Source organism: Fulvivirga ligni, assembly GCF_021389935.1.
Lineage (GTDB): Bacteria > Bacteroidota > Bacteroidia > Cytophagales > Cyclobacteriaceae > Fulvivirga > Fulvivirga ligni.
In genome coordinates this window covers 2950118-2974326 of the sequence record NZ_CP089979.1, presented here as the reverse complement: position 1 = coordinate 2974326, position 24209 = coordinate 2950118, and the positions used below count along the sequence as shown (strand labels likewise).

General features: G+C 38.2%; 16 protein-coding genes. 9 read left to right on the top strand and 7 right to left on the bottom strand.

The annotated features are described in order from the left end of the window. Window positions 1-63 precede the first annotated feature (63 nt). The 5 genes from LVD16_RS12690 to LVD16_RS12670 form a co-directional block, all read right to left on the bottom strand. Window positions 64-3228 (bottom strand): HEAT repeat domain-containing protein, encoded by a 3165-nt coding sequence (locus LVD16_RS12690; protein ID WP_233774319.1) that lies wholly within the window; start codon window positions 3226-3228, stop codon window positions 64-66. 118 nt (window positions 3229-3346) lie between these two features. Next, the gene (locus LVD16_RS12685) at window positions 3347-3973 is read right to left on the bottom strand and encodes an OmpH/Skp family outer membrane protein (RefSeq protein ID WP_233774318.1); all 627 of its coding nucleotides are present in this window, start codon (window positions 3971-3973) and stop codon (window positions 3347-3349) included. A 101-nt stretch (window positions 3974-4074) separates the two neighbouring features. Further along, entirely contained in the window at window positions 4075-4782 is a 708-nt protein-coding gene (locus LVD16_RS12680) for a rhomboid family intramembrane serine protease (protein WP_233774317.1), read from the bottom strand. A gap of 12 nt (window positions 4783-4794) precedes the next feature. After that, window positions 4795-5358, bottom strand: a complete 564-nt coding sequence (locus LVD16_RS12675) for a hypothetical protein (RefSeq protein ID WP_233774316.1) — start codon at window positions 5356-5358, stop codon at window positions 4795-4797. A 162-nt stretch (window positions 5359-5520) separates the two neighbouring features. Next, window positions 5521-6030, bottom strand: a complete 510-nt coding sequence (locus tag LVD16_RS12670; RefSeq protein ID WP_233774315.1) for a gamma carbonic anhydrase family protein — start codon at window positions 6028-6030, stop codon at window positions 5521-5523. Window positions 6031-6135: 105 nt separating this feature from the next. Between LVD16_RS12670 and LVD16_RS12665 the strand changes: the two genes are divergently transcribed. The 7 genes from LVD16_RS12665 (at window position 6136) to secG (ending at window position 12997) form a co-directional block, all read left to right on the top strand. Continuing rightward, window positions 6136-6879 carry a YceI family protein gene (locus tag LVD16_RS12665; protein ID WP_233774314.1) on the top strand — a complete coding sequence of 248 codons (744 nt, stop codon included), beginning with the start codon at window positions 6136-6138 and terminating at the stop codon, window positions 6877-6879. Between the two features lie 80 nt (window positions 6880-6959). Further along, entirely contained in the window at window positions 6960-8252 is a 1293-nt protein-coding gene (locus tag LVD16_RS12660; protein ID WP_233774313.1) for an anthranilate synthase component I family protein, read from the top strand. Window positions 8253-8319: 67 nt separating this feature from the next. Then, a complete protein-coding gene (gene miaB / locus LVD16_RS12655) occupies window positions 8320-9783 on the top strand; it encodes a tRNA (N6-isopentenyl adenosine(37)-C2)-methylthiotransferase MiaB (RefSeq protein WP_233774312.1) in 1464 nt (487 codons plus the stop codon). Beyond that, a complete protein-coding gene (locus tag LVD16_RS12650; RefSeq protein WP_233774311.1) occupies window positions 9784-11058 on the top strand; it encodes a sigma-54 interaction domain-containing protein in 1275 nt (424 codons plus the stop codon). 22 nt (window positions 11059-11080) lie between these two features. Then, a complete protein-coding gene (lptE, locus tag LVD16_RS12645; RefSeq protein WP_233774310.1) occupies window positions 11081-11575 on the top strand; it encodes an LPS assembly lipoprotein LptE in 495 nt (164 codons plus the stop codon). 57 nt (window positions 11576-11632) lie between these two features. Then, complete coding sequence (locus tag LVD16_RS12640; protein WP_233774309.1) at window positions 11633-12589, top strand: DUF8458 domain-containing protein; 957 nt, start codon at window positions 11633-11635, stop codon at window positions 12587-12589. A 12-nt stretch (window positions 12590-12601) separates the two neighbouring features. After that, window positions 12602-12997 (top strand): preprotein translocase subunit SecG, encoded by a 396-nt coding sequence (gene secG / locus LVD16_RS12635; RefSeq protein WP_233774308.1) that lies wholly within the window; start codon window positions 12602-12604, stop codon window positions 12995-12997. A gap of 49 nt (window positions 12998-13046) precedes the next feature. On the opposite strand, the gene LVD16_RS12630 is transcribed toward secG, so the two are convergent. Then, window positions 13047-13757: a hypothetical protein gene (locus tag LVD16_RS12630; RefSeq protein WP_233774307.1), complete on the bottom strand. Its 711-nt coding sequence runs from the start codon at window positions 13755-13757 to the stop codon at window positions 13047-13049. A gap of 236 nt (window positions 13758-13993) precedes the next feature. Between LVD16_RS12630 and LVD16_RS12625 the strand changes: the two genes are divergently transcribed. Together LVD16_RS12625 and groL are read left to right on the top strand one after the other, a co-directional pair. Continuing rightward, complete coding sequence (locus tag LVD16_RS12625) at window positions 13994-14272, top strand: co-chaperone GroES (RefSeq protein WP_233774306.1); 279 nt, start codon at window positions 13994-13996, stop codon at window positions 14270-14272. Between the two features lie 40 nt (window positions 14273-14312). Next, window positions 14313-15941: a chaperonin GroEL gene (groL, locus tag LVD16_RS12620; RefSeq protein WP_233774305.1), complete on the top strand. Its 1629-nt coding sequence runs from the start codon at window positions 14313-14315 to the stop codon at window positions 15939-15941. A 142-nt stretch (window positions 15942-16083) separates the two neighbouring features. On the opposite strand, the gene LVD16_RS12615 is transcribed toward groL, so the two are convergent. Further along, the gene (locus tag LVD16_RS12615; protein ID WP_233774304.1) at window positions 16084-23901 is read right to left on the bottom strand and encodes an NIDO-like domain-containing protein; all 7818 of its coding nucleotides are present in this window, start codon (window positions 23899-23901) and stop codon (window positions 16084-16086) included. Window positions 23902-24209 lie beyond the last annotated feature (308 nt).

The following is a 24209-nucleotide window of genomic DNA, read 5'->3' as shown; positions in this document are numbered from 1 at the left end:
CTACTTAAAATAAATTTATTAAGCATACAAAAGCTAAGAAAACTATAATTTGTGACCATCAACCTATACATACTCAACAATTTTATCAGCCAACTGCACATCATCTGCAAGCAGCTCATAAAAGTTATCTTTCTTAATTCTAAATAATACCGTGTCTCTCACTGCTATAATCAGGTGAGAGCTTATGTTTTTAGAAGAAGTGATTAACTCTCCTATAAATTCTCCTGTTTTAGTATCGCCTTTTACCTTACCATCCTCATAGACATTAATGGAGCCAGAATAAACGATATAAAAATTATCATTGTAAGTTTCATCCACCGCCAATGTCTCTCCCTCTGGAAGTAATATCTCTTCTATAACATCCACCACCCCGGCTATAGTGAGGCCATACACACCTTTAAATACAGGTATATTTTTAAGGAATATAATTTTTTCAAACTTAAGAGATCGCCATCCCCTCTTTTTCTTGTTGTATGACAATACAAGTTCATCTAAATCCCTCTTTATGTTTTTATCTAGTCTTTTAACATTGTTTACATAAAGTGTCGGGTCAATCTCGAACAATGCCCAGGCTGCTATTTCTCTGATAAGACTATCTGGATTAAATATGTTAGCTATGAGATCGTAAGAAAAATCATTGATTTTTAAGAGGCCTATCTGGAATATGATACACGCCTTGGTCCAACGATTAGTTTGAGCGAAATCTCTGTTTAACAAGAACTTAAGCACCAATCTTGAATCCAGTCTTTGTCTCGGATAATATAGCTCCAGCTTTCTCGACTTCTCGGCAAAGTTAAGATCATCTAATACAGGAATAATTCGCTGTTTTAAGTCTTCAGAAAGGAAAACATCTAGCAGCTCAATAGCATAGGTAACACCTTCATTGGTACCGCTCTCAATGTTCTGCTTTACCAGCTGGATAGATTTAGTATCATAAAGCATGGATAACAGCATGTATATGTGCTCAATATCATATAGGATTTCCTCCTCCAACGCTTGCTTTATCTCCTTCCCGAAATGCTCCAGAGTAACCTCAGTAATAGCCCCAATATTCCAGGCTATATCTTCAATATCTGATTCTATACCGTACTTTATACGTGGTATCTGACTAACACTAGCCTTAAATTCACTCATACCTAAGGCCAATAGCACCTGAGACATCAGCAACTTATCTGGGAAATCTATTTTATTCCAAAGTAGTTCTTTAGCATCATCCCCTCCTATTCTACCGATAATTTGCACCACTTTGAGCATGACCTGATAAGACTGTCCTGATTTATAAAAGGCAGCATCTAACGCCTGCAGAGCTTCCTTTCCAATAAAAGTCAGGGTATTTCCAGCCTGAATACTATAAGCAGAATAACTTAAGTTCTCAATCAATGCATTAAGCACCTCATGGTTATATTTCTTCTGAGCAGTTTTAATGGCACTGTTTCTTACTTTAGGATCTAAATCATGCAAAAGCTCAATTAAGAAAGAGATATTTTCCATGTCTTCGCTATTTCCTAATAGCTCGGAAGCATATTGCCTATCCTCACTATTTTCCGATTTGCAAAGCTTGCTTAACCTGGCCTTGGTAACATTACCTGACTGTAATAAGTCTAAAATGTCGGTACCACTTACTAACCTCTTCCCACTTTTATCCTTGTCGCTAGACATATTAATAACATAGCGGTCAGAAACTGAGATACCTTTGATCTCATTCATTTTATTTTGAGCAAAATCCTGTAACGCTCGGGTACCGTTACCCATCAGGGCATTGATATATTTGGGTATATTATGTGGGTCTAACTTTTCAAGCAGTTTATAAGAAAATACCGCCTTGTTAGAATGGCCACTTTTTAAGGTAGTGTTCAGTTTATTTAAAAGCCTTTCTTGTGGACTGAGAACATCAATATCAAAAGAGTCTTGCTGATCTTGAAGTTTCAATCTAATTCTGTTTCTATACTCAGAATATAATTTGCCTATGAGTATAAAATAGCCAACTAAAATAAAGACAAGGGCAAATGAATAGTGGATAAGCTCAAAAAATGAAAGTAATGATAGTCCTATGATGAGTAGTCCCCCTATAAACCTGGAAGCCTCGTTTACCACACCTTCCACTTTGGTCTGAATATCAAACCTAATTCTGTTATCCAGCGGCATGAAATAGAGTTTGAAGGTAGGATTCTCCAAAGAGTCTCGAAGGGAGAAGTTGAACAAGCGACTCAACGCTACAAACAAGAAAAACCATATAAAGAACGTGCCTGCAGAAGGAGAATATCCAAACATTGTTCCTGACACAATAGCTCCAATGGTGAGTAAACCTAAAATGATCGGCAGCACCAACAAAGATACCTGAAGACCATACTCTCCAATAATTTTATCATTTACGAAGGTTTGCAGGAGGAAACTGAGTACCAGTATAGATCCATTGAAAATAGCCAGAAAGTTTCTGAGCTCGCCTTCATCAGGATATTGCTGCGCCACTACATTTTGAAATGAATATTGCACCAAGGTAAAAGCTACCATCGAGAACAACAGGAACGTTGAAAGCAGCCTAACATACTTATTTTTAGCTAGTTGACCTAAACTAGTGCCTGCAGCCTCTGTTTTACTGGATGAAACCTCCGCCTGCTTTAGATCATATCTACGGGTGATTAATACCAGGAAAACCAGTGAAAGCAAAACACAGACACCACTTATTAATAAATATGAAGTAGTATTGGGTAAAAGCGGCTCTAGAAATGGAATTGAAAAAGATATTAATATTGACGCCGAAAGCTGTCCTATATCTATCCCGCCGATTATTCTTTTAGACTGTCTAAGGTCAAACATTCTTCCGAATACACCCCAAAATCCGAGTAAAGCTACTGCGAGCATAGGGCCTATCATGGCGAACATCATAAATACCATTATATCTTGCCAGGCAGGATTACCAAACCTGAATAAGAGATAAATACCAGCGGTAAATATGAATATCCCCAGGAGGTTCCCCAGGGCAAGCTTCGAGAAGTCAATACGTGTCTGTAATGTAGCAAAGAGAGCAGTTACCCCTATACCAAGAAAACCTGAAACCATAATCGCTTCTTTCAGGTACTCCTCTAGTCGGTTTAGAAAGAGAGTTTCTGCACTAATTTGGTAGGTAGCCAGGAATATCCCCATGAAGAAACCATTACCCAACAGCAACAAAACCTGCTTCTCCTCCTCCTTTCTTACATTGAGAGCTAAAAATAAGGCCTTAAACATTTTCTATTTTGAAAAATACTTCAAAATATATGCATACTAGATGTAATATACAATCCATTTGTATAAAAAAAGCCCATCCTTTATAAGGACGGGCTTTTTTTATACTTTTATATACCGATTACTCAGCGCTAACAGAGTCAGTCTCAGCTACTTTAGGTGCATTAAGCTCAGCATTATATGCTTCATTCAATCCTTTTATTACATTAGTTGTGATGTTCATGCTGTCATTAGCATAAAGAATATCACTACCAGGAGTATATTGAACCACAAGCTCTAATCCTCTTTTGCTGCTATAGTCTTTTAAGAAACCAGAAATCTTGGTATAAATCTCTTCATTCATTTTAGACTGATCTTGCATAATCTGCTGAGATAGACCTTCCTGGTACATTCTCAAATTTTGTTGCTTCTTCATCAGATTTTCTTCCACTGCTTTCGCCTGACCGATAGTTAGGTTATTCACATTTCTCTGATAATCATTCACTTCTTTCTGTAAGCCTTCTGCTCTTGCTTGATATTCTTTTTGCAACTTCTCAGACTTTGCAGTTAACTCTTCTTGCTTCTTTTGGAAAAGCTCATAGTTCTTCACTAAAGAATCTGAGTTAATATAAGCAACCGAATATTCTGATGCCTGCAAAATTCCCGCTTCTTTCGTTTCTTCACTGTGATCTGTATTAAAATGTAATACATATAACACACCAACCGCAATGATCAGAATGACATTAAGCACTAAAGATAGATTTTTCACCTTATTAACTTTTTAATTTAAAATTAGTCGGCAAATAAAATAAAGATTATAGAGAATTGCTAATCTTCATTTTCAGATCGTGCAGATTTTGCTCGGATGAACTATTTAAAAGGAGAATTTACAGTATAAATTATATTTGAGGAAGGTGGCTCCTCATCATCATTTTCAGATTTGATATCTTCATCTGTATAATGATATATATATTGAGACTCTGCTCTTTTTAAAGTTGTCTTTTTAACCTTCCCGTCGATGGTATAATTTCTAAAATAAACCGCGCAAAAAAGCCCTGCTAAAGCACCCATGAGGTGTGACTCCCAACTTACAGTATGATCCCCCGGAATGATCCCTGTAAAGAAAGATCCTCCGTAAAGCAGTAATACTATAAATGATAAGGCTAATGACTTGGTATCTTTTTTAAGAAAACCGCTGAATAAAAGAAAAGTCAGCATGCCATACACCAGGCCGCTGGCTCCTATGTGATAAGCTTCTCTGGCTGCCACCCAAACCCAAAAGCCAGTCATCAAATAGATGAGAAGCAATACTGTTGGGGCTATTTTATCATAGAAATAAAATATACCTACACCTAAGGTTATCAGCGGGAAGGTATTAGAAAGAAGGTGAAAAACATCACCATGTATAAGTGGAGCGGTAAAAATGCCAATGGAACCACTGAGCGTTCTGGGCAAGATGCCGTAATCTCCGAAATTATAATGAAAGGTATATTCTATGATCTTAATGATCCATATAAATGCAACAAAAGCCAGGGTATAATATATACTTCTTCTAAGTTTAACCCCTGACTTTTCCATACATTGACATGATTATTTTACAAGCTCTTCATCTTCTGTTTGAAAAGCATAAAGGGTGTCATCAAGTTTTAAACTATCTTCATTATAGCTCTTCACAAACTTGGTGATAACATCCTTTGAAATTTTATCCACGTTAAGGCCAGCATCTAACCCCACTCCGAAATTCACATTTGGATCTAGCTCCACATGCTCTTTCACCCTGATTTCGCCCTCTTCTTCAAGCTCGGTAATTACCTCTGCCATAAAAAGGCCAATTTCTTCCTCTAAAGGATCTAAAACTTCAAGATCTCCGTTTTCATCTTCCTCGTACTTAATACTTTTAAATTCAGGAAAATGCTTAGCAGCTCTATGCTCTGCTATTTCATACAGTTCACTGTTATGATGTAAGCGTAAAGTGTAAAGAACGGCATCATAAATAACATCTCTACCTTCATACTTACCCACAAAGTAAAAATTAACATACTCATCAGAATTGTCATCTGACTCTACCACCACATGATTGGTACCTGCTTTCCTCATCTTTTCCAGGTACTCTTGCAGTACCTGCTCATCATATCCTTTATTTAAGTGGCCCATAAAAAACTATTATCATTATTTATTTAAAGACTCGTAATATAAATTAAAAGAAATTCTGAATAATAACAAGCATAAAATTTCACAATCTTTCCTTCCCTTTAACAGCCTTTGTAAGAATTAAATACCCCTCTTCCGTGAGTGCATTTTTATATTAAAAAATTTTTAATTATACCATTTTGCGTACATCGGATAGTTCCTTGCCGTACGCTCTATCACCTCTTTCATATGGGCTCCTGTATCCTTCACCTTTTTGGCCGGAATACCCGCATAAACGTTTCCCTCTTCCACTATTGTACCAGGTAGTACAATGGCACCTGCGGCTATAACTGATCCGGTTTTAACCACGGCATCATCCATGATTACTGCACCCATTCCTATTAGCACATTATCTTCTATAGTACAACCATGAACAATAGCTCCATGAGCAATAGATACCTTGTTACCTATTACCGTCTTCGCTTTTTCATAAGTACAATGTATAATGGCGCCATCTTGTATATTAGTATCATTACCTATAATGATCGAATTTACATCACCTCTCACCACTGCGTTAAACCAAACCGTACAGTTGTCACCCATCGTAACCTCACCCACCACTACTGCGTTATCAGCCAAAAAACAATCTTTACCCATTTGCGGTGAAAAACCTCTTATTTTTTTTATTATTGCCATAATTTAATGTTTAAACAAGTATTGCATATTTAGTTAAATTAATACTTTTGTAGTATATTAGTTTAAACTGAAACAATACAAATAACCAAACTAAAACCATTAGAAATGAAGAAAAACAGCTTATTTATTTTCTTAATATCAGCTGGTATTTTGGCCTCATGTGGTCAGAAAAAAGAAGGAACTGATGCTGAAGTTTCTGAAGCCAAAGATGTAGAACAAGTAGAAGCTTCTCAAGACTATACTGTAAACACTGAGGAAAGCTCAGTAGCGTGGATTGGTAGCAAGCCTACCGGTAAGCATGATGGTACTATTCCTATTAGCCAAGGTAATATTGCTGTTGAAGGTGGAAATATCGTAGGCGGTACTATTACTTTAGATGTTGCTAACATTAAGAACGAAGATTTAAAGTCTGATGAAGATATGCAAGGTAAACTTGTTGCTCACTTAAAATCAGATGTTTTCTTTGATACTGAAAACTACCCTTCTGCTGAGTTTGTAATCACTTCTGTAGAGCCTTACAGCAAAGAGGATTCAGTAAAAGTGAAAAAAGAATATGACTCTGAGTACAAGCCTGCTAATGCTAAAGAATTTATGGTAGCTTCTCCTACTCACAAAGTAACTGGAAACCTTACTATGAGAGGAAAAACTTTAAGCGTATCATTCCCAGCTCAAGTAAGCATGGAAGGTGATAAGCTAGAAGCAAAAGCTAAATTCAACATTGACAGAACTCAGTGGGGTCTATCTTACGGAGATGAAGCTACAGCCGTTGATAAAGCAAAAGATAAATTCATTTACAATACTGTGAATGTTTCTTTTGACATTTCAGCTTCTGAAGCTGCTGCTATGTAATTTATAGCCTGAATAGAAAAATCTTAAACCGATTCAATTAATTTTGGATCGGTTTTATTTTTTATAAGGATTCCGAATATTTGAGGCAACAGCACACATACACTCCTAATAATATTGACGCTTTTATTGAAAAAGCACTGGCATATGGTGCAACTCATGATCACTGTGCCTTCTATGATCACTGCCATATAAAATTTCCGCATCAGGGCTTTAAAAATATATTAGCATTCGGAACCAAAAAGGTTTTTACCTCAGGAAATGATGCCTTTGAAGATCTTAAAAATTTCCACGGCAAGCATAAAGACTGGCTATTTGGTCATTTAGCTTATGACTTAAAAAACCACACCGAACAACTTTCAAGTAGTAATGTAGACAGGCTAGAATTTCCAGACATTGAATTTTTCATACCTGAAACCATCATCACCTGGAGCGACAAATCAGTTGAGCTGAGTAGCTACAATGATCCTATTGAACTCATTCATTTTATAGAAACCACTCACATCAGTAAAACCGCTAACAATCACATTGCGGAGATTACGGCTGGCACTAGTAGAGATGAGTATATATATAAGGTGGAAAAGCTGAAAGATCATATCGTTGAAGGTGACATATATGAAATCAATTATTGCATTGACTTCAGGGCTCAACATCAGGGGTTCAAACCGTTAGCAGCTTATCATGAATTAAAAAGGTTGTCCCCTACTCCATTTTCAGCTTTCTATAGATTTAATGATAACCACCTCATTTGCGCCAGCCCCGAAAGGTTCTTAAAGAAAGAGGGCAATTTACTCGTATCTCAACCCATAAAAGGCACTGCCAAAAGAGGTCATTCTTTTGAAGAAGATGAAGATATCAAGCATCAACTTAGAAATGACAAAAAAGAGCTAGCTGAGAATATGATGATTGTGGATCTGGTTCGTAATGATTTAGCCCGAAGCTCAATATCAGGCACTGTAAAGCCAGAGGAACTTTTCGGCATCTACACTTTCAACCAGCTGCACCAAATGATTTCCACTGTCACCTCCTCAATAAAGCCAGAGGTTCATTTCGTGGACGCTATAAAAAATGCTTTCCCCATGGGCAGCATGACAGGTGCACCGAAGGTTAAGGTAATGCAACTGATAGAGCAGTACGAAAATAATAAACGCGGTCTGTACTCCGGTGCCGTGGGTTACATTACTCCTAATGGTGATTTCGATTTCAACGTAGTGATTAGAAGCCTTCTTTATAATGCCAACAGCCAGACACTTACCTTTGAGGTAGGAAGCGCCATCACCTATGATGCCATTGCTGAGAAGGAATATGATGAGTGCCTCTTAAAAGCCAAAGCTCTTTTAGAAATCCTCGGCCAACCAACAATCAAAGGAAAATAATTACTGACATTATGTCACTTTAAGTGCTTATTGTTAACTTTGCTGCTCAATTTAAATTGAGCGTAAAATGGACAATGTGATAGCAGATATAGACATCATAAAAGACAGTGATCAGACCGCAGAGGCTTGTGAAACTTTTAAGGTGTCTGAAACAGAAGATACCGGCAAGGAGCGAAAGGTTTATATAGAGAGTTATGGCTGTCAAATGAATTTTGCTGATAGTGAGATTGTATCTTCTATCATGAAAAAAGAGGGTTTTGATACCACTTCTGATTTCAATGAAGCTGACGTGGTATTTTTAAATACCTGTTCCATTAGAGAAAAAGCTGAGCAAACCGTAAGAAAAAGACTATCTCAGTTTAATAAAGTAAAGAAAAGCCGTCCGGAAATGATGATAGGTGTACTTGGCTGTATGGCTGAGCGTTTAAAGGATAAGCTTCTTGAAGAGGAGAAAATAGTGGATTTAGTAGTAGGACCGGACGCTTACAGAGATCTCCCTAATCTAGTGCAAACTGTTGACAATGGTCAAAAAGCCGTTAACACCTTCCTTTCCAGAGAAGAAACTTATGCAGATATTAGCCCGGTAAGGTTAAATAGCAATGGCGTTACAGCTTTCATCTCAATTATGAGAGGTTGTGATAACATGTGCTCATTCTGTGTAGTGCCATTTACCAGAGGCCGAGAGAGAAGCCGTGATCCGCATTCTATTGTAGCTGAAGCTCAAGATCTTTTTGACAAAGGCTACAAAGAAGTGACCTTGCTAGGCCAAAACGTTGACTCTTATAAATGGAGTGAAGAAATAAATAATAAAGCCAGATTAGAGAAATCTGATGTTACTGAAATCATCAACTTCGCCAACCTTTTAGAAATGGTGGCCAAAGTGAGCCCAGAACTAAGAGTAAGGTTCTCTACTTCACACCCTAAAGATATAACAGATGAGGTGCTTCATACCATGAATAAGTATGAAAACATCTGTAACTACATTCACCTGCCAGCACAAAGTGGTAATAGCCGCGTATTAGAGTTGATGAACAGGACATACACCAGAGAATGGTATATGGAGAGAGTGGATGCCATTCGCACAATTATAGGTGAAGACTGCGGTATTTCTTCAGATATGATTGCCGGTTTTTGCACTGAAACCGAAGAAGAGCATAAAGAAACATTAACCTTAATGGATTATGTGAAATATGACTTCAGCTATATGTTCTTCTACAGTGAACGACCAGGAACCCTGGCTGCCAAAAAATTTGAAGATGATATACCTCTTGACGTAAAAAAACGCAGACTAAGCGAGATAATAGCTAAACAGCAAGAGCACGCTTTTGCAAGAAATAAAAGAGATCTCGGAAAGGTTCACAGAGTACTCATAGAAGGCTTTTCTAAACGCTCAGATGAAGATCTACAAGGAAGAAACACCGCTAATAAAGTGGTGATATTCCCTAAAAAACATTACCAAAAAGGACAATATGTAGATGTTTTAGTAGACGATTGTTCGCCTGCAACGTTATTTGGTAAAATAGTTGACTAGATGATTGATTCTGAAATCCAAAGTATAAAACAACGGTTTGGCATTATAGGGAATTCTTCCTTGCTTAATCATGCGCTGAGAGTAGCTATGCAAGTGGCTCCTACAGACATGTCAGTGCTCATAACCGGAGAGAGCGGTAGTGGTAAGGAGTCTTTCAGCAAAATCATCCACCACCTAAGCCCTAGAAAACATAATCAGTTCATTGCCATTAACTGTGGATCTATTCCGGAAGGAACTATCGACTCAGAGCTTTTTGGACATGAAAAAGGGTCATTTACAGGTGCCCACGAAGCCAGAAAAGGTTACTTTGAAGTAACTAATGGCGGAACCATTTTCCTTGACGAAATTGGTGAAATGCCCATTGGTACTCAGGCAAGATTACTCAGAGTGCTGGAAAATGGAGAATTCATTAAGGTGGGGTCTTCCAAAGTTCAGAAAACGGATGTTCGTGTGGTAGCTGCTACTAACGTGAATCTGATGAAATATGTGGATGAAGGTAAATTCAGAGAAGACCTTTATTATCGTTTAAGCACCATACCTATTTATGTGCCACCTTTGAGAGATCGTGGTAATGATATAGACTTGCTTTTCAGGAAATTCGCCACTGATTTTGCCGAAAAATACAAAGTAAAGCCCATTACGCTTACTGATGATGCTAAAGAGAGCCTTCTCCAATATCGCTTTCCAGGAAACATCAGACAGCTTAAAAACCTAACTGAGCAGATATCAGTACTCTCTACTGACGATAAGGTTATAGATAGAGAAACACTTCAAAAGTATCTTCCTTCAGAAAGGAACTCATTACCAGCTCTTTACCGAGACGCAAGTAATGACCAGGGAATATCAGAAAGAGACCTATTATATAAGGTGCTGTTTGATATGAAAAAAGACATGAACGAATTAAAAAAGTTCGTGTTAGAAGCGTTGCAGAATGAAGGTTCAGCTCATCAGATCATTGAGAATCACAGCGAACTGTTTGAAGATCTTGATAATAACAACCTTACCCATACTAATCATATTACGGAAGAGCCTGTTTTGCTTAATATCAATTCAGAACAGTCAAACCATTATGAAGATGATTCTCAGGAAATTCAGGACATAGCTCATGAAACTGAAGATGACGAGTCTCTTTCCATTGAAAAAAAGGAAAAAGAGTTGATTATCAAGGCTTTAATGAAAAATAACAATAAAAGAAAATACGCTGCAAAGGACCTCGGTATTTCGGAACGAACTTTGTATAGAAAAATCAAACAATACGAGCTTGAGGATCTTTAAACTAAACTCCGTTTTCATTTTTTTGATAACTGCCATAATACTAACTGGTTGTGGTGTGTATTCATTTACCGGTGTGGCCATTACGGCAGAAACCATTTCCATTCAGCAGTTCTATAATGACGCTGAAGGTGGGCCTCCCGATATGTCACAGACGTTTACCAATAAACTAAAGGATTATTACCTATCTAACACTAACCTTGGCTTGGTGGAAGAAGAAGGAGAATTGCAATTAGAGGGGTCTATTACAGGTTATAGATTATCGCCAATTGCCCCTACTGCAAATAATAATGATGCCTTTGGAGGTAACACCTCAGCACTTACCAGGTTAACTATTACTGTGCAGGTAACATATGCCAACACCACCGATGATCAGTTTGATTTTGAGAACAAAAGCTTCTCTTTTTACAAAGATTTTGACAGTGATCAGAACCTGACAGCCATAGAGGCACAGCTGTTAGACGAGATCTTCGATCAGATAATTTTGGATATATTCAATGCCTCGGTTGCCAATTGGTAATTTTTAATATATTTTTACTGACTAACTTTGAATTTAATTTCATCTAAATCAGCAGCTTTGAACAAACAGAAGTTTATTAAAATTGTCAAAAATTATAATAATATTTCTGAAGAGGATAGGAACAAACTACATGAGATAGTTAAAGCCTACCCCTACAGCCAGATATTACATACGCTCATTGCGAAGGCAAATCACGACGCCAAAACCAGCATTGCTGGCCAGACGTTGAACTATGCTGCTATGTACGCTACAGACCGTGCCATCTTAAAACATGTTATTCAATCTCAACCAGTTATACCTGAGCAGCCAATAGTTTCAGAGCCTGAATCTATTGCAGCAGAAGAGCATGAACCGGCGGTGGTAGTTACTGAAAAAGAAAGATTCACGGCTACCTATTCTAATGAAGACAGTGTATCTGATGAATTAAGAGACAAAGTTTTAGGTGATCTTGAGGCCTTAAAGAAAAGTAAGGAGTCTTATCTGGAGTGGGAAGCAGAACACCCTGAAAAGAAGGTAGTAAAACGTAAAGCTGTTAGAAAAACGACGAAGAAAACTACCGCAGCAGAAACAAAAGCTACTCCTAAAAAAGCTAAGTCTACTACTGCTAGCGCTAAAACGGCTACAAAAAAGAAGGCGGCTCTAGCCAAAAAAGAGACTAAGCCGAAGGCTACCACTAAAACAAAAAAGACTACCACTAAAAAGAAATCGACCTCCGAAGATAAGACGATATCCGCAGAGAGAACACCTCAAGAAGAACAGAATAAGCTAATTGAGCAGTTTATATCAGCAGAGCCAAAGATTAAGGCAAAACCCAAGGCCTCTTCAGAACCACAGGAAGATCTTTCTGAAAATAGCACTCATTTTAATGATGATCTTGTTTCAGAAAATTTAGCTAAAATATTAATCAGCCAAGGCAAAAAAGATAAGGCGATTGATATTTATAAAAAATTAATTTGGAAGTTTCCACAAAAAAAGTCGTACTTTGCGACTCAAATTAAAGATTTGCAAAAATAATAGGGTGAGATAATGGAAATATTCGTTTTAAGCTTAATAATACTAGCTTCTATTTTACTTGTTTTAATCATCTTGGCACAAGATTCTAAAGGCGGCGGACTATCTAGCCAGTTTGGTGGTGCCGGAGCCAGCAATATGATTGGTGTGAAGAAAACAGGAGATTTATTAGAAAAATTAACCTGGGGATTTGCCATAGGTATCATTATACTTACTTTATCTACTACATTCTTATTTAAGAACCAAACTGGTCCTGTAGATGAGTTTAGAGAAAGAGCTAACGAGCAAGGAGCTACTTCTTTACCAACTATAGGTACTGATGCTGATGACGAAGGTTTACTTCCAGCAGAAGGTTCTGAAGATGCAGGTTCTCTAGAAGATATTTCTACTGAAAGCGATACAGCAGAATAATTTATAAAACATTCGAAAAAGGCGGTCAAATTAATTTGACCGCCTTTTTTTATGCCTTCGAAATATACCTGACCAGAAGCCTTTTGGCTATAGGCTCAATGGTAGAGTTATAAGGAAACTTCATTTTACTCTGAAATAAAAAGGTAGCAGGATTAGGCAAATCCTTAAACCTTCTAGCCAGGCTTACTTTTATATTCTCATAGGTAGTGCCCCACCCCTTCTGCACAGCCTCCACAAACTGAGTATTCAGAGCTCTATATTTAGCTGTACTAGTTTCTATTGCCTTCAATTCATACCTATATATATTTGTGCTCTTACCACTGTTGGCCACAAACATGTAGCCTTCATCAGTATAAAGAGGCATAAGACCAATGGGTAGCAACTCACAGTTTTCCTCCACTAACTCATAAACTTCCTTCCCCTCCTCTACTGATGATTTTAAACGAGGCAGTGAGAAATCGATGATTTCCTTGATCTGATTGAATAGATCATCATCTTCTTTTACCTTCTTATATATGAGCTCTAATTTCTTATAATCTATACCTTGCAGCTCTCTGGAAAGATGATCTTCCAGCTGCCTCTGATTATCTCTAAACTCGACCAGATTATTATAGTGAGAAACTAAATCAGAAAGAAAAGGATACAGTTTATGCTGATCGAAAGACTCCCTTACATGCTTCAAATAAGCTAGTAAAATATACTTCTTATACTCATAATCTATGAGCCCTTCACTGAACCAATTAGTACTTAAACTCTCCATATGACAGACTATTAAAACATATAATGTAGTAAAAATTGCAAAACGAGGCAAGACCCTGCCATTATGCCATGTCATATCAAGAGTAATATTGTCATACTAAAACACCCGTGTCAGGTTTTGGAGCCCGAAAACTGCAAAAATGTCAACTTATGTCAGGACTATAGACTTGGCATAAAAGGTGCAATAAGGCATAGCAGCAATTTGAATTAAAATTTTAATTAAAACCTATAACAAAAATGTCACAAGTGAATATCAAACCTCTAGCAGACAGAGTTCTTGTAGAAGCTGCTGCTGCTGAAGAAAAGACAGCTTCTGGTATTATCATACCTGATACTGCTAAAGAAAAGCCTCAAAAAGGTAGAGTAATTGCAGTAGGTACAGGCAAAAAAGATGAGCCTTTAACTGTTAAAGAAGGTGATGAAGTTCTTTATGGTAAGTATGCAGGTACAGAAATTACAGTAGACGGTAAGGAGTATCTTATCATGAGAGAATCTGACATATTTGCAATCGTTTAATCTATTCGACTAACCGACATTAATAAAAACATTTAGAATTATGGCTAAGGAAATATTATTTAATACTGACGCAAGAGAAAAGCTAAAGAAGGGTGTTGACGCTCTTTCTAACGCTGTTAAAGTAACATTAGGACCAAAAGGAAGAAACGTAATCCTTGACAAAAAATTTGGTGCTCCTACAGTTACTAAAGATGGTGTATCTGTTGCGAAAGACATAGAATTAGAAGATCCAATCGAAAACATGGGAGCTCAACTTGTAAAAGAAGTAGCTTCTAAAACTGCTGATGATGCTGGTGATGGTACTACTACTGCTACAGTATTAGCTCAGGCTATTTTCGGTCACGGAATTAAAAACGTAGCTGCTGGCGCTAACCCTATGGACCTTAAGAGAGGTATAGACAAAGCTGTAACTGCAGTGGTTGAAAACCTTAAGCAACAATCAAAAACTATCGACTCTTCTAACGAGATTGCTCAGGTAGGTACTATCTCTGCAAATAACGATGCTGAGATCGGTAAAATGATTGCTGATGCAATGGATAAAGTAGGTAAAGACGGTGTAATCACTGTTGAAGAAGCAAAAGGTACTGAAACTGAAGTAAAAACTGTAGAAGGTATGCAGTTTGACAGAGGATACCTTTCTCCTTACTTCGTTACTAACACTGAGAAAATGGAAGCAGAGTTAGATAACCCTTACATCCTTATCTATGATAAGAAAATTTCTGCAATGAAGGAATTACTTCCTATTCTTGAAGCTGCTGCTCAAACAGGAAAGCCTTTATTAATCATAGCTGAAGATGTAGATGGTGAAGCTCTTGCTACACTAGTAGTAAACAAAATCAGAGGTGCTCTGAAAATTGCTGCTGTTAAAGCTCCAGGATTTGGTGATAGAAGAAAAGCTATGCTTGAAGATATCGCTATCCTTACTGGTGGTACTGTGATTTCTGAAGAAAGAGGTTACAAATTAGAGGCTGCTACTCTAGAGTACTTAGGTACTGCTGAGAAAGTAAACATTGATAAAGATAATACTACCATCGTTAACGGTGCTGGTAACAAAGATGATATCAATGCAAGAGTTAATCAGATCAAAGCTCAAATTGAGTCTACTACTTCTGATTACGATAAAGAAAAACTTCAGGAAAGACTTGCTAAGCTTTCTGGTGGTGTAGCTATCCTTTATGTAGGTGCTGCTACTGAAGTAGAAATGAAAGAGATCAAGGATAGAGTTGATGATGCTCTACACGCTACAAGAGCTGCTGTACAAGAAGGTGTAGTTGCTGGTGGTGGTGTTGCACTTATCAGAGCTATCGATGCTCTAGAAAATGTTGCTACTGACAATGAAGATCAGGCTACTGGTGTAAATATTATCAGACTTGCTATCGAAGCTCCTTTGAGAACTATCGTTACTAACGCTGGTCAGGAAGGTTCTGTGATCGTTCAGAAGATCAGAGAAGGTAAAGATGACTTCGGTTACAACGCAAGAGACAACAAATACGAAAACTTAATCAAAGCTGGTGTAATTGATCCTACAAAAGTGACAAGATTGGCATTAGAAAATGCTTCTTCTATCGCAGGATTATTACTTACTACTGAAGCTGTAGTAGCTGACATCCCTGAGGCTGATCATGCTCCTGCAATGCCAGGTGGTGGTGGAATGCCAGGAATGATGTAATCAAAATACGTCCATAAGCATAAAGAGAGGCTTCAGTTTTTGAAGCCTCTTTTTTTTATGCCTGTAATTTTCGAATAACGATAAAACAAAAAAAGAGGCAGCCTCCGAAGAAGCTGCCTCTCTTACTTTTGGTTTAAGTTGATTATTGGTTAGAAACCGCTAATCTTCTATAGTATACCTCATCTCCTACTTGGATTCTATATAAATATAATCCTTGGTTAAGACCTTTTCTATCATGAACTAACTCATGCTTAGAAGCACTTTGTTTTTCATTTACTAAAGTTCTTATTAATCTACCATCAGTAGTAAGAATTTGGATATTAACATTCTTAGCATCTTTCAGAACGTAAGAAATAGTTGTTGTAGACATCATCGGGTTAGGATAATTGCTTAGAGCAATTTCTTTACCGTCAAATGCACCTTCAACACCTGTTACTCTTCCTACTTTCGTTAAGAAAGAAGTAGATGCTAATCCGCCTTTTCCGTCCATGGCGTTTACTGTAATATTAGCTTCACCAGGATTATGTTTCACCATAACCAGGATATCTTCAGCTACTACTACTGTAACTACGTCCTCATCACTAGAAGAAGCTTCATAGTAAAGAGCATCACCATCAGGATCTTCAAACATTTCAGATAGTTTGAATACTACAGACTCAGATTCAGAAGCAAAATCCTGATCTTCAGTAGCTTTCACTACTACAGGGTTAGCATTCGCTTTCTTCACTTTCACCTGGAATGATGTACCTATTATACCACCTCTTCCATCTTCAGCAATAATGCTCACGAAAGTATTACCTTTCTTTAATGGTGTGATGTATAACAATTTACCAACTACTTCTAAGTCTATGATTTCTGTACTCATAGCGGTAGCAGTAAATGTACATGGTTCTCTATCTGGATCTTGAATGTAAGCAGACAGATCAATTACATCAAAGCTATCTCCAGCATTGTACTTTTTAGTACCGATTTCCTTAACGATTACTGGAGGTCTGTTTACATCTAGTACCTCTACTACAAAAGAAACCTCAGAGATCTCTCCTTTATTATCCATAGCATGAACTGTGAAAGTATAATATCCACTTTGCTCATAAGAAGGCTCAAAATGAACTACTGCAGAATCAGCATAAGCTGTGAACGTAGCATTTTGATACATCTCGTCAAGAGTGTAAACCATAATCTCACCATCATAATCTACTGCTTTCAGAGTTACAGTAACTTCACCAGTTTCATTTACTGTGATAGTATCCATAGGGTACTCAGTAAACTCAGGTAATTGGTTCACATGGATAGTTACCGGAATAGAAGCCATAGGCTTGAATGGATCATTAGTATAGATCATCACACTAGCAGAATGCTCACCAGGACCAGCTATTTCAGCACTCATAGTTGCCTCAATATCCTGAGTTTCAGCAGGCGCTAATTCGCCAGACTCTGGAGATAAAGTTAACCATGCAGCCACTGACTCTAAAGCTCTCACTTTAAAGGCTACACCTGGAAGATCAACCTCAGCTGGATTGTAGCTAATGCCACCATTGTTGCTATACATGAATATACCTTCAACACCTGTTATACCTGTATTGATTCCTTGCGAGAATACAATACTTGTAGGATAATGGAACACTACCCAGAAAGTTTCTCCACCTGCAAATGACTGAGGAGATTCAAGTGTTATTAATTCGAAGTTACCTTCTGTGCCTCCACCTGTCACTTCTTGAGAAGTAAGCAACTCTCCCACTACTGGGTTAGCTCCCCCTTTATAAACCTCAAGAATGATAGGCTCAGTACTTCCTTCTGTTCTGTAGAAGTTTCTCAAGTGTGTAAGTGAGAATCCTGAAGAAGGTGCAGTAAACTTAGTCGCCGATGAGAAAGGTAATGTAGGATCAGGGATACCCACAAAATCTTCTGCCGTTGCATTAGGATCGTAAGCTAAAGAATCGGTAAATACCGGACCTTCATCAAATTTAGCCTTAGCAACAACCGGTGAAGCATTAGCACTAGCCATAGGCAAGTTAGGTGCTCCCTCATAGGTTACTGGCTTAGGTGCAGACTGAGTGCTTACTCCTAAAGAAAACTGAACTGCAGTCTCATAAGTCAATAAGCTACCACCATCATTAGCAATCGTGATATAATCAGTAGCTATCTCGTCACTTAATAATTCTAAGTAAATAGAATCTTCAGATACTGTGAATACTGGTGGCATAACACCTTCACCCATAAGCGCTACGGAATATAAACTATCAGTTTCACTATCACTTTCAAATACTAATGAAGCGGTATACTCCATTACTGAATCTGGCGTAAATGTTACAGTAAGAGTTTTCTCATCATGTGGATCTAAAGTAAATGCTTCATAATCACTAAGCATAAATCCTGGTCCATCAATGTAAACTGTATCTACTGTTAACAACTTAGAACCTGAGTTCGTAATTGTTACATCCAGTGATTTGCTGAATGATGAATCTGCATGAACATACACCTCTCCAAAATCAAGTGAATCTGGAGTTGCTGTGATTTCAGGCATTCCATTTACAGTTAATGTTACTGGAATGATCACCTCAGGAGTTACAGGATCGTTACTACTGATAACAACGTCATCTGTGTAAACACCATCATTAAGTCCTGTTGCATCAAGCGCCACTGCTATAACGGCAGTTTCTCCTGGAGCAACTACTCCCATTACCGGAGGCTCAAACATCAATGCAAGACCATCCTCTACGTAAGTATTGTTAAATACAACCTGAGCACCGTCAGTACCAGTAGCATTTTCAATACCTATAGTAGCCTCATCATCAAAGTTGGCAGTTTCCACATCAGCATACTGAAGCTTAATGTTTCCGTTAGGATAAACAATCATTTGGAAGGTAACTGTACCTTCTGCGCTGGATCCATATCTGGCTACATCAGTAAACTGGGCAACGAACATATCTTCAGATGCTTCATACACTACTGTACCTTGAATTGCACCTGGCTCAAGATCATCCCAAAGACCTGCTATTAAATTATTTACTGTGTTAGCTGTAGGAATTTGAGAATTTGAAATAGTTGATCCTGGCTCTGTGAAAGACATTAGTCCATTAGCAGATACCCAAATTGAATCATATGTATTTCCATAGAAAGTGAAATCGAAACCTAAAGGTACTTTTTTCGCACCATCAGCAAATGTTCCAAATATAGTTACCTCTACCAGGTCATTTGTAATGTCGGTTCCAGAACCTTCTATGTCAGTCCAGTCATACTCAGGACCACCACCGTCTTTATTATCTTCCCAGATATAACCGAAGCTATTATCTGCACCACCACCATTTCTGGCTGGGTAACCAGTTCTAGGATCTTCCACGCCTTTACCCAGGTAAATATTACCAAAGTCAATGATATCGGCATTAGAAGATTGCTGCACCTCTTCAGTTTTGAACCAATAAGTACCAGCAAGAGAATAAATCAGGTCATATCCACCTGTATTTTCAATTGTAAGTGTATCATATGCAATCTCACCTGCCTCAACAGTAGCTACTATTGAATCAGGAGATACATTGATCACTGGAGGATCTACCCCTACTCCCATTAAAGGAACAGTAAGATATTCGTTTCCTTCAGTATCATTGCTCATGATCACTAACTCATCTGTGATTAAACCTACAGTAGTAGGAGCAAATGTTACAGGAACATTAATTCCTGAACCTGGGTCCACAGAAACAGGACCAGTAAAATCAACCTCAAACTGAGGATCTGAATTAGTAATACTTGATACTTCTAAAACTTTAGACCCTGTGTTCACCACTGTTAATGAAGCCGTTTGAGTTAAACCTACGAATAGGCTATCAAACTCAATTGTATCTGGCTCTACAGCAATTACAGGATATCCAATTACAGTAAGTTCAAATGGCACTGAAACCTCAGAATTGAAAGGATCATTACTAGAAATGATTAAATCATTCATGTAAACACCATCATTCAATTCAGTAGCATCTAGTGTTACTTCTACAGTTACAGAAGAGTTAACAGGTACAATACCAGTTAAAGGATTAGCATCAGTTAAGAAATTTGGTGAAGGAGGCATAATAGTTACCGCCAAGCTATCTTTAACATACTCGCTATTGAAAGCTATTTGCATGCCATCTGAAGCATCAGCATTTTCTATTCCTATTGTTGCGCTCTGATTATTCACCAAAGTACTCATACTCTTATAGTAGAAGTTAATAGTACCATTACTATAAAGTACTACCTGGAATGTAGCAGTACCTGAAGCGGCATAATTTCCTACTTCTTCGTACTGAACAATTAGTTTTCCACCCTTAATTTCATAATACATGTTACCTCTTGCAGAACCAGGACGAAGGTCATCCCAGAAAGGGGCTATGAAATCATTAGGCGTATTTGAACTAGGAATTTGATCATTAGTATAATCTCCACCTGTAGTTCCGAAGGTTAGATAACCGTTAGAACCAACCAATACCGCATCGTGATCTTCACCATAGAAACTGAACGTAAATGGTAGTTCAACTTCAGTAGATCCATCATCACTATTTAAGTTAATCTCAGTTCCAGTTTCAGAGATATCATCCCAGGCATAAAGTGGACCTCCAGCTTCTTCGCTGTCTATCCATTTGTAACCAAAGTCTGTATCTGCACCCGCACCAAGTAGCACTGGATGACCAACTCTGGTATCCTGCTGCTCTTTGCTGGTAAGTTCTTCAAACTCTATGAAACTAGTGTTATTCAATTCCACAGAGGGATCAGCTAACAACTGGTCAACTGCTAATTCAGGGAATGAGAATGTTAAAGGATAGTTACCATAGTTAGTAATTTCTATAGTCTCAGTAGTGGTTTCACCAGCATCCAAAGTAGCAGATACCGCGTCTGGAGTAACTCCTATTACAGGCGGTGATGTACCTACTCCAACTAGCACAACTTCTTCAGTACCTGAATTGCTGCTTAGCGTCAAAGTTCCATTGATATTACCTGCATATGCCGGGCTGAAAGTTACCATTACAGTAGCCTCTCCACCTGGAGCTATAGATAAAGACGAAGGCTCTACAGAGAAAGCAAAACCCGAAGTAGAAATTTCACTTATTTCCAAATCACCTAAGCCATCATTGGCGATGGTTAATGGTAAAGTTTCAGAATTACCGATGAAAACACTTCCAAATTCTAATAACTCATCGCTAATAATTATATCGGCTACCTGACCACTTATGGTTACATCAGCCGGAACTGTAGCTATTGGATTATTAGGATCATTGTTATTTACATTGATATTTACAGCATACTCTCCATTAGGAATATATGTAGCATCAAATTTCACTTCTACATCTTCTGATTCTCCAGGAGCAATTGAACCTTCCTGAGGGTCAAAAGTAATCCAGTTGATACCAAGACCTGAAGCGCTCAATGCTCTAACTTTTAAAGTATAAGGAAGTGCTTCTAAACTAGAACCACCATCTACACTATAAAAGAAAGTATTTGGACGTGGGGTAAAATCAACGTCAGATCCTTGAGGGTAGTTAATTCCGTTAGGGAACTTAGTTACTACCCAGAAAACATCACCTTGAGCAAATGTTTGAGGTACTTCTAAAGGAATAGTGAAATACTCACCTTCTTCACTTGAATAAGTTACCTCTTGAGAAAGTAATAACTCAGCAGTTATATACGTGTCTCCTTTATAGATTTCTACTATAGTAGTAGGATCTGCTAATGTTTCTGTTCTGTAGAAGTTTTTAACATGAGTTAGTGTAAAGAAATCTTGATCTACATCAAAGCGAACACCACTGGTAAAGGCAGCTCCACTAGTTAAACCAAAGAAATCTTCTGCTACATTGTCTCCTTCATCATAAGAAATAGAATCAACGATATTTAGTCCATCTGCCAAAGGCTGATACTGAGAAGTACGTGAAACCTTGGCAGAACGTGTAGTTACACCTTCAGTAGGATTACCTGCACCATAGCGAGTCATATCAACAGACTTCAGACCATCACCAGGGAATAATTTATTAGTGAAAGACTGGCTCTGGCTTATAACCACTGATGACATTTCATATTCCAGATTTGCACCATTACCGTTATTGGAAATAGTAATCATAGCTGAAGCCATAGGGTTAGTACCCGCATCGATATCAACATCAAGCGATTCTGGAGTAACAGCTATAACAGGAGCATTTTCAGTAGTACCGCTAGCTACATTAGAGATATCAGATATATTTCCAAAGAAATCATAAGATCTGATAGCAAAATAATAGGTAGTGCTAGCATTTAAAGCCTCAACTTCTATACTTTCAGTAGATCCGGCCGCTTTAGGCTTAGGTACATCTGCCACCACAGTAGCATCTGTAAAATTAGCTTCAGTGATAGGCTCAGTAGAGTATCTTAAATCATAAACACTGGCAGAACCATTTCCAGGATCAGAAGGTGCTGTCCATGTAAGCATGATAGAATTTTGGTATACATCTACCACAGCTAGGTCATCAATTACTTCAGGAGCCATATTATCATTTTCCTGAAGGGCATTAAAGGCATTTAATCTTCCTGAACCAAAACCTTCTGGCAAGCCTACTTCATCTGTAGTTTGAACCAGTCGATCTCTCACCTGCTCCGGAGTAATGGAACCAGCATACCTAGAGACTATAAGAGCGGCCACACCACTAACGTGAGGGCAAGCCATAGAAGTACCGGTTAAGCTTCCATATTGATTATTTGGAAAAGTACTGTAGACATTTACAGCTGGAGCAGCTAGATCTACCCATGGTCCATAGTTAGAAGATACATAACGGTTATCATTGTGATCTGTTCCAGCCACAGCAATTGTAGCAGGATAAAATCCAGGGTACCATTCTCCTGTCTGACCATTGTTACCTGCTGCAAAGATTACTACGCCCCCTTGCATTGGACCATAAGGATCACCATTTTCATCGTATCCAGCTTCAGCTATAAAGTAATCTATTGCATCTAAAACTGAAGGCTCTACATTGCCTGCTTGAGTATAACCCCAACTATTTTGAGAAATTACAGCACCATTATCAGCACCATATATATATGTTTCAGCAAAGCCACCAGTACCAACAGCTCCGAAGGCCGCACAAGACATAAGTCTCACACCATCATCACTTCCAGAACCACCGGCTACACCGGCAACCCCAATAGCGTTGTTAGTTTCAGCAGCAACGGTACCACCTACGTGAGTACCATGAAGATCACCAGCTATTTCTCCAGTGTTATCACCAAAGCCATAACCATTGATATCATCTATGTAGCCATTGTTATCATCATCTATGCCGTTACCAGGGATTTCATCCTGGTTAACCCACATATTACCTTCAAGGTCTTGGTGATCTACATCGATACCACCATCGGTAACTGCTACAATAACATCAGTAGAACCTGTTTCTAAGCCCCAAGCCTGAAAAAGGCTGATGTCGGCTCCCGGAGTACCTCCAGTTTGTCCTGTGTTATTATAATGCCATTGCAGACCTACTTGAGGGTCATTTGGGGGCACAGTATCCAGCGCGTTAACTTTATACGGGCCATCCACATCGCCAATCTTACGCTTTGGCAATTCTACCTCTGTAAGTTGAACCTCGGCTAGTTGATCATAAGCTGATCTTGTAGCTTCCAGTCCGGCAGCAGATTTAGAAATTGTCACTTCATACCACAGATGAAGGCCATACTTTCTATGCTTGGCTTCATATTTACCTGCGGATCTGAAAACACGCTTCATTGAAGTAACGGATGATTGTGCGTTTAAGGCATCTAGTTGATCGACACCTGTAAGAACGTATCCTTGTCTTGATTTAGACATCCCACTTTTTTCAAGTCGCTGGGCTGCACTTTCAGTTAGTTTGATCCTGAAGGTGCTGGACTGGCTTGCTTGCTGAGCTGACACCATAAATGATGACAAAACAAAGCTCAATAAGAAAAGCCAATGCCGGTATAGCACGACCTTATCTATAAAATAGATGTTTTTCATATTAAATCGGTTTTAGGTTGATTATAGCACAGCAGCGAAATGCTTAGATCATGGTACAGCCAATCACATGTGTGTAATAATCAGGTTGTTAGAAATTAAGGTTGTATTCTCGAAATTATCTATGGATGCGAATTGGTAGTAAAAACAATGGGGAAGGATCCCTAGGAAGTGACAAAAAATAGACTTGATCCATCTAGATAAAACCGAGGCGAACGTATAGCTCACGCTAAGTAAAACCAAAATAGACTAGTAAACATTTTAGGTTGAAACAATAAATGGTTATTGCCATAACTTTAAGATAATAAGAG

Excerpts from the sequence above, each read along its gene's own strand:
- LVD16_RS12650 (WP_233774311.1), top strand. The coding sequence starts at position 9,784 with ATGATTGATTCTGAAATCCAAAGTATAAAACAACGGTTTGGCATTATA.
- groL (WP_233774305.1), top strand. The coding sequence starts at position 14,313 with ATGGCTAAGGAAATATTATTTAATACTGACGCAAGAGAAAAGCTAAAG.
- LVD16_RS12680 (WP_233774317.1), bottom strand. The coding sequence starts at position 4,782 with ATGGAAAAGTCAGGGGTTAAACTTAGAAGAAGTATATATTATACCCTG.
- LVD16_RS12630 (WP_233774307.1), bottom strand. The coding sequence starts at position 13,757 with ATGGAGAGTTTAAGTACTAATTGGTTCAGTGAAGGGCTCATAGATTAT.
- LVD16_RS12615 (WP_233774304.1), bottom strand. The coding sequence starts at position 23,901 with ATGAAAAACATCTATTTTATAGATAAGGTCGTGCTATACCGGCATTGG.
- LVD16_RS12625 (WP_233774306.1), top strand. The coding sequence starts at position 13,994 with ATGTCACAAGTGAATATCAAACCTCTAGCAGACAGAGTTCTTGTAGAA.
- secG (WP_233774308.1), top strand. The coding sequence starts at position 12,602 with ATGGAAATATTCGTTTTAAGCTTAATAATACTAGCTTCTATTTTACTT.
- LVD16_RS12665 (WP_233774314.1), top strand. The coding sequence starts at position 6,136 with ATGAAGAAAAACAGCTTATTTATTTTCTTAATATCAGCTGGTATTTTG.
- LVD16_RS12670 (WP_233774315.1), bottom strand. The coding sequence starts at position 6,030 with ATGGCAATAATAAAAAAAATAAGAGGTTTTTCACCGCAAATGGGTAAA.
- miaB (WP_233774312.1), top strand. The coding sequence starts at position 8,320 with ATGGACAATGTGATAGCAGATATAGACATCATAAAAGACAGTGATCAG.
- LVD16_RS12690 (WP_233774319.1), bottom strand. The coding sequence starts at position 3,228 with ATGTTTAAGGCCTTATTTTTAGCTCTCAATGTAAGAAAGGAGGAGGAG.
- LVD16_RS12675 (WP_233774316.1), bottom strand. The coding sequence starts at position 5,358 with ATGGGCCACTTAAATAAAGGATATGATGAGCAGGTACTGCAAGAGTAC.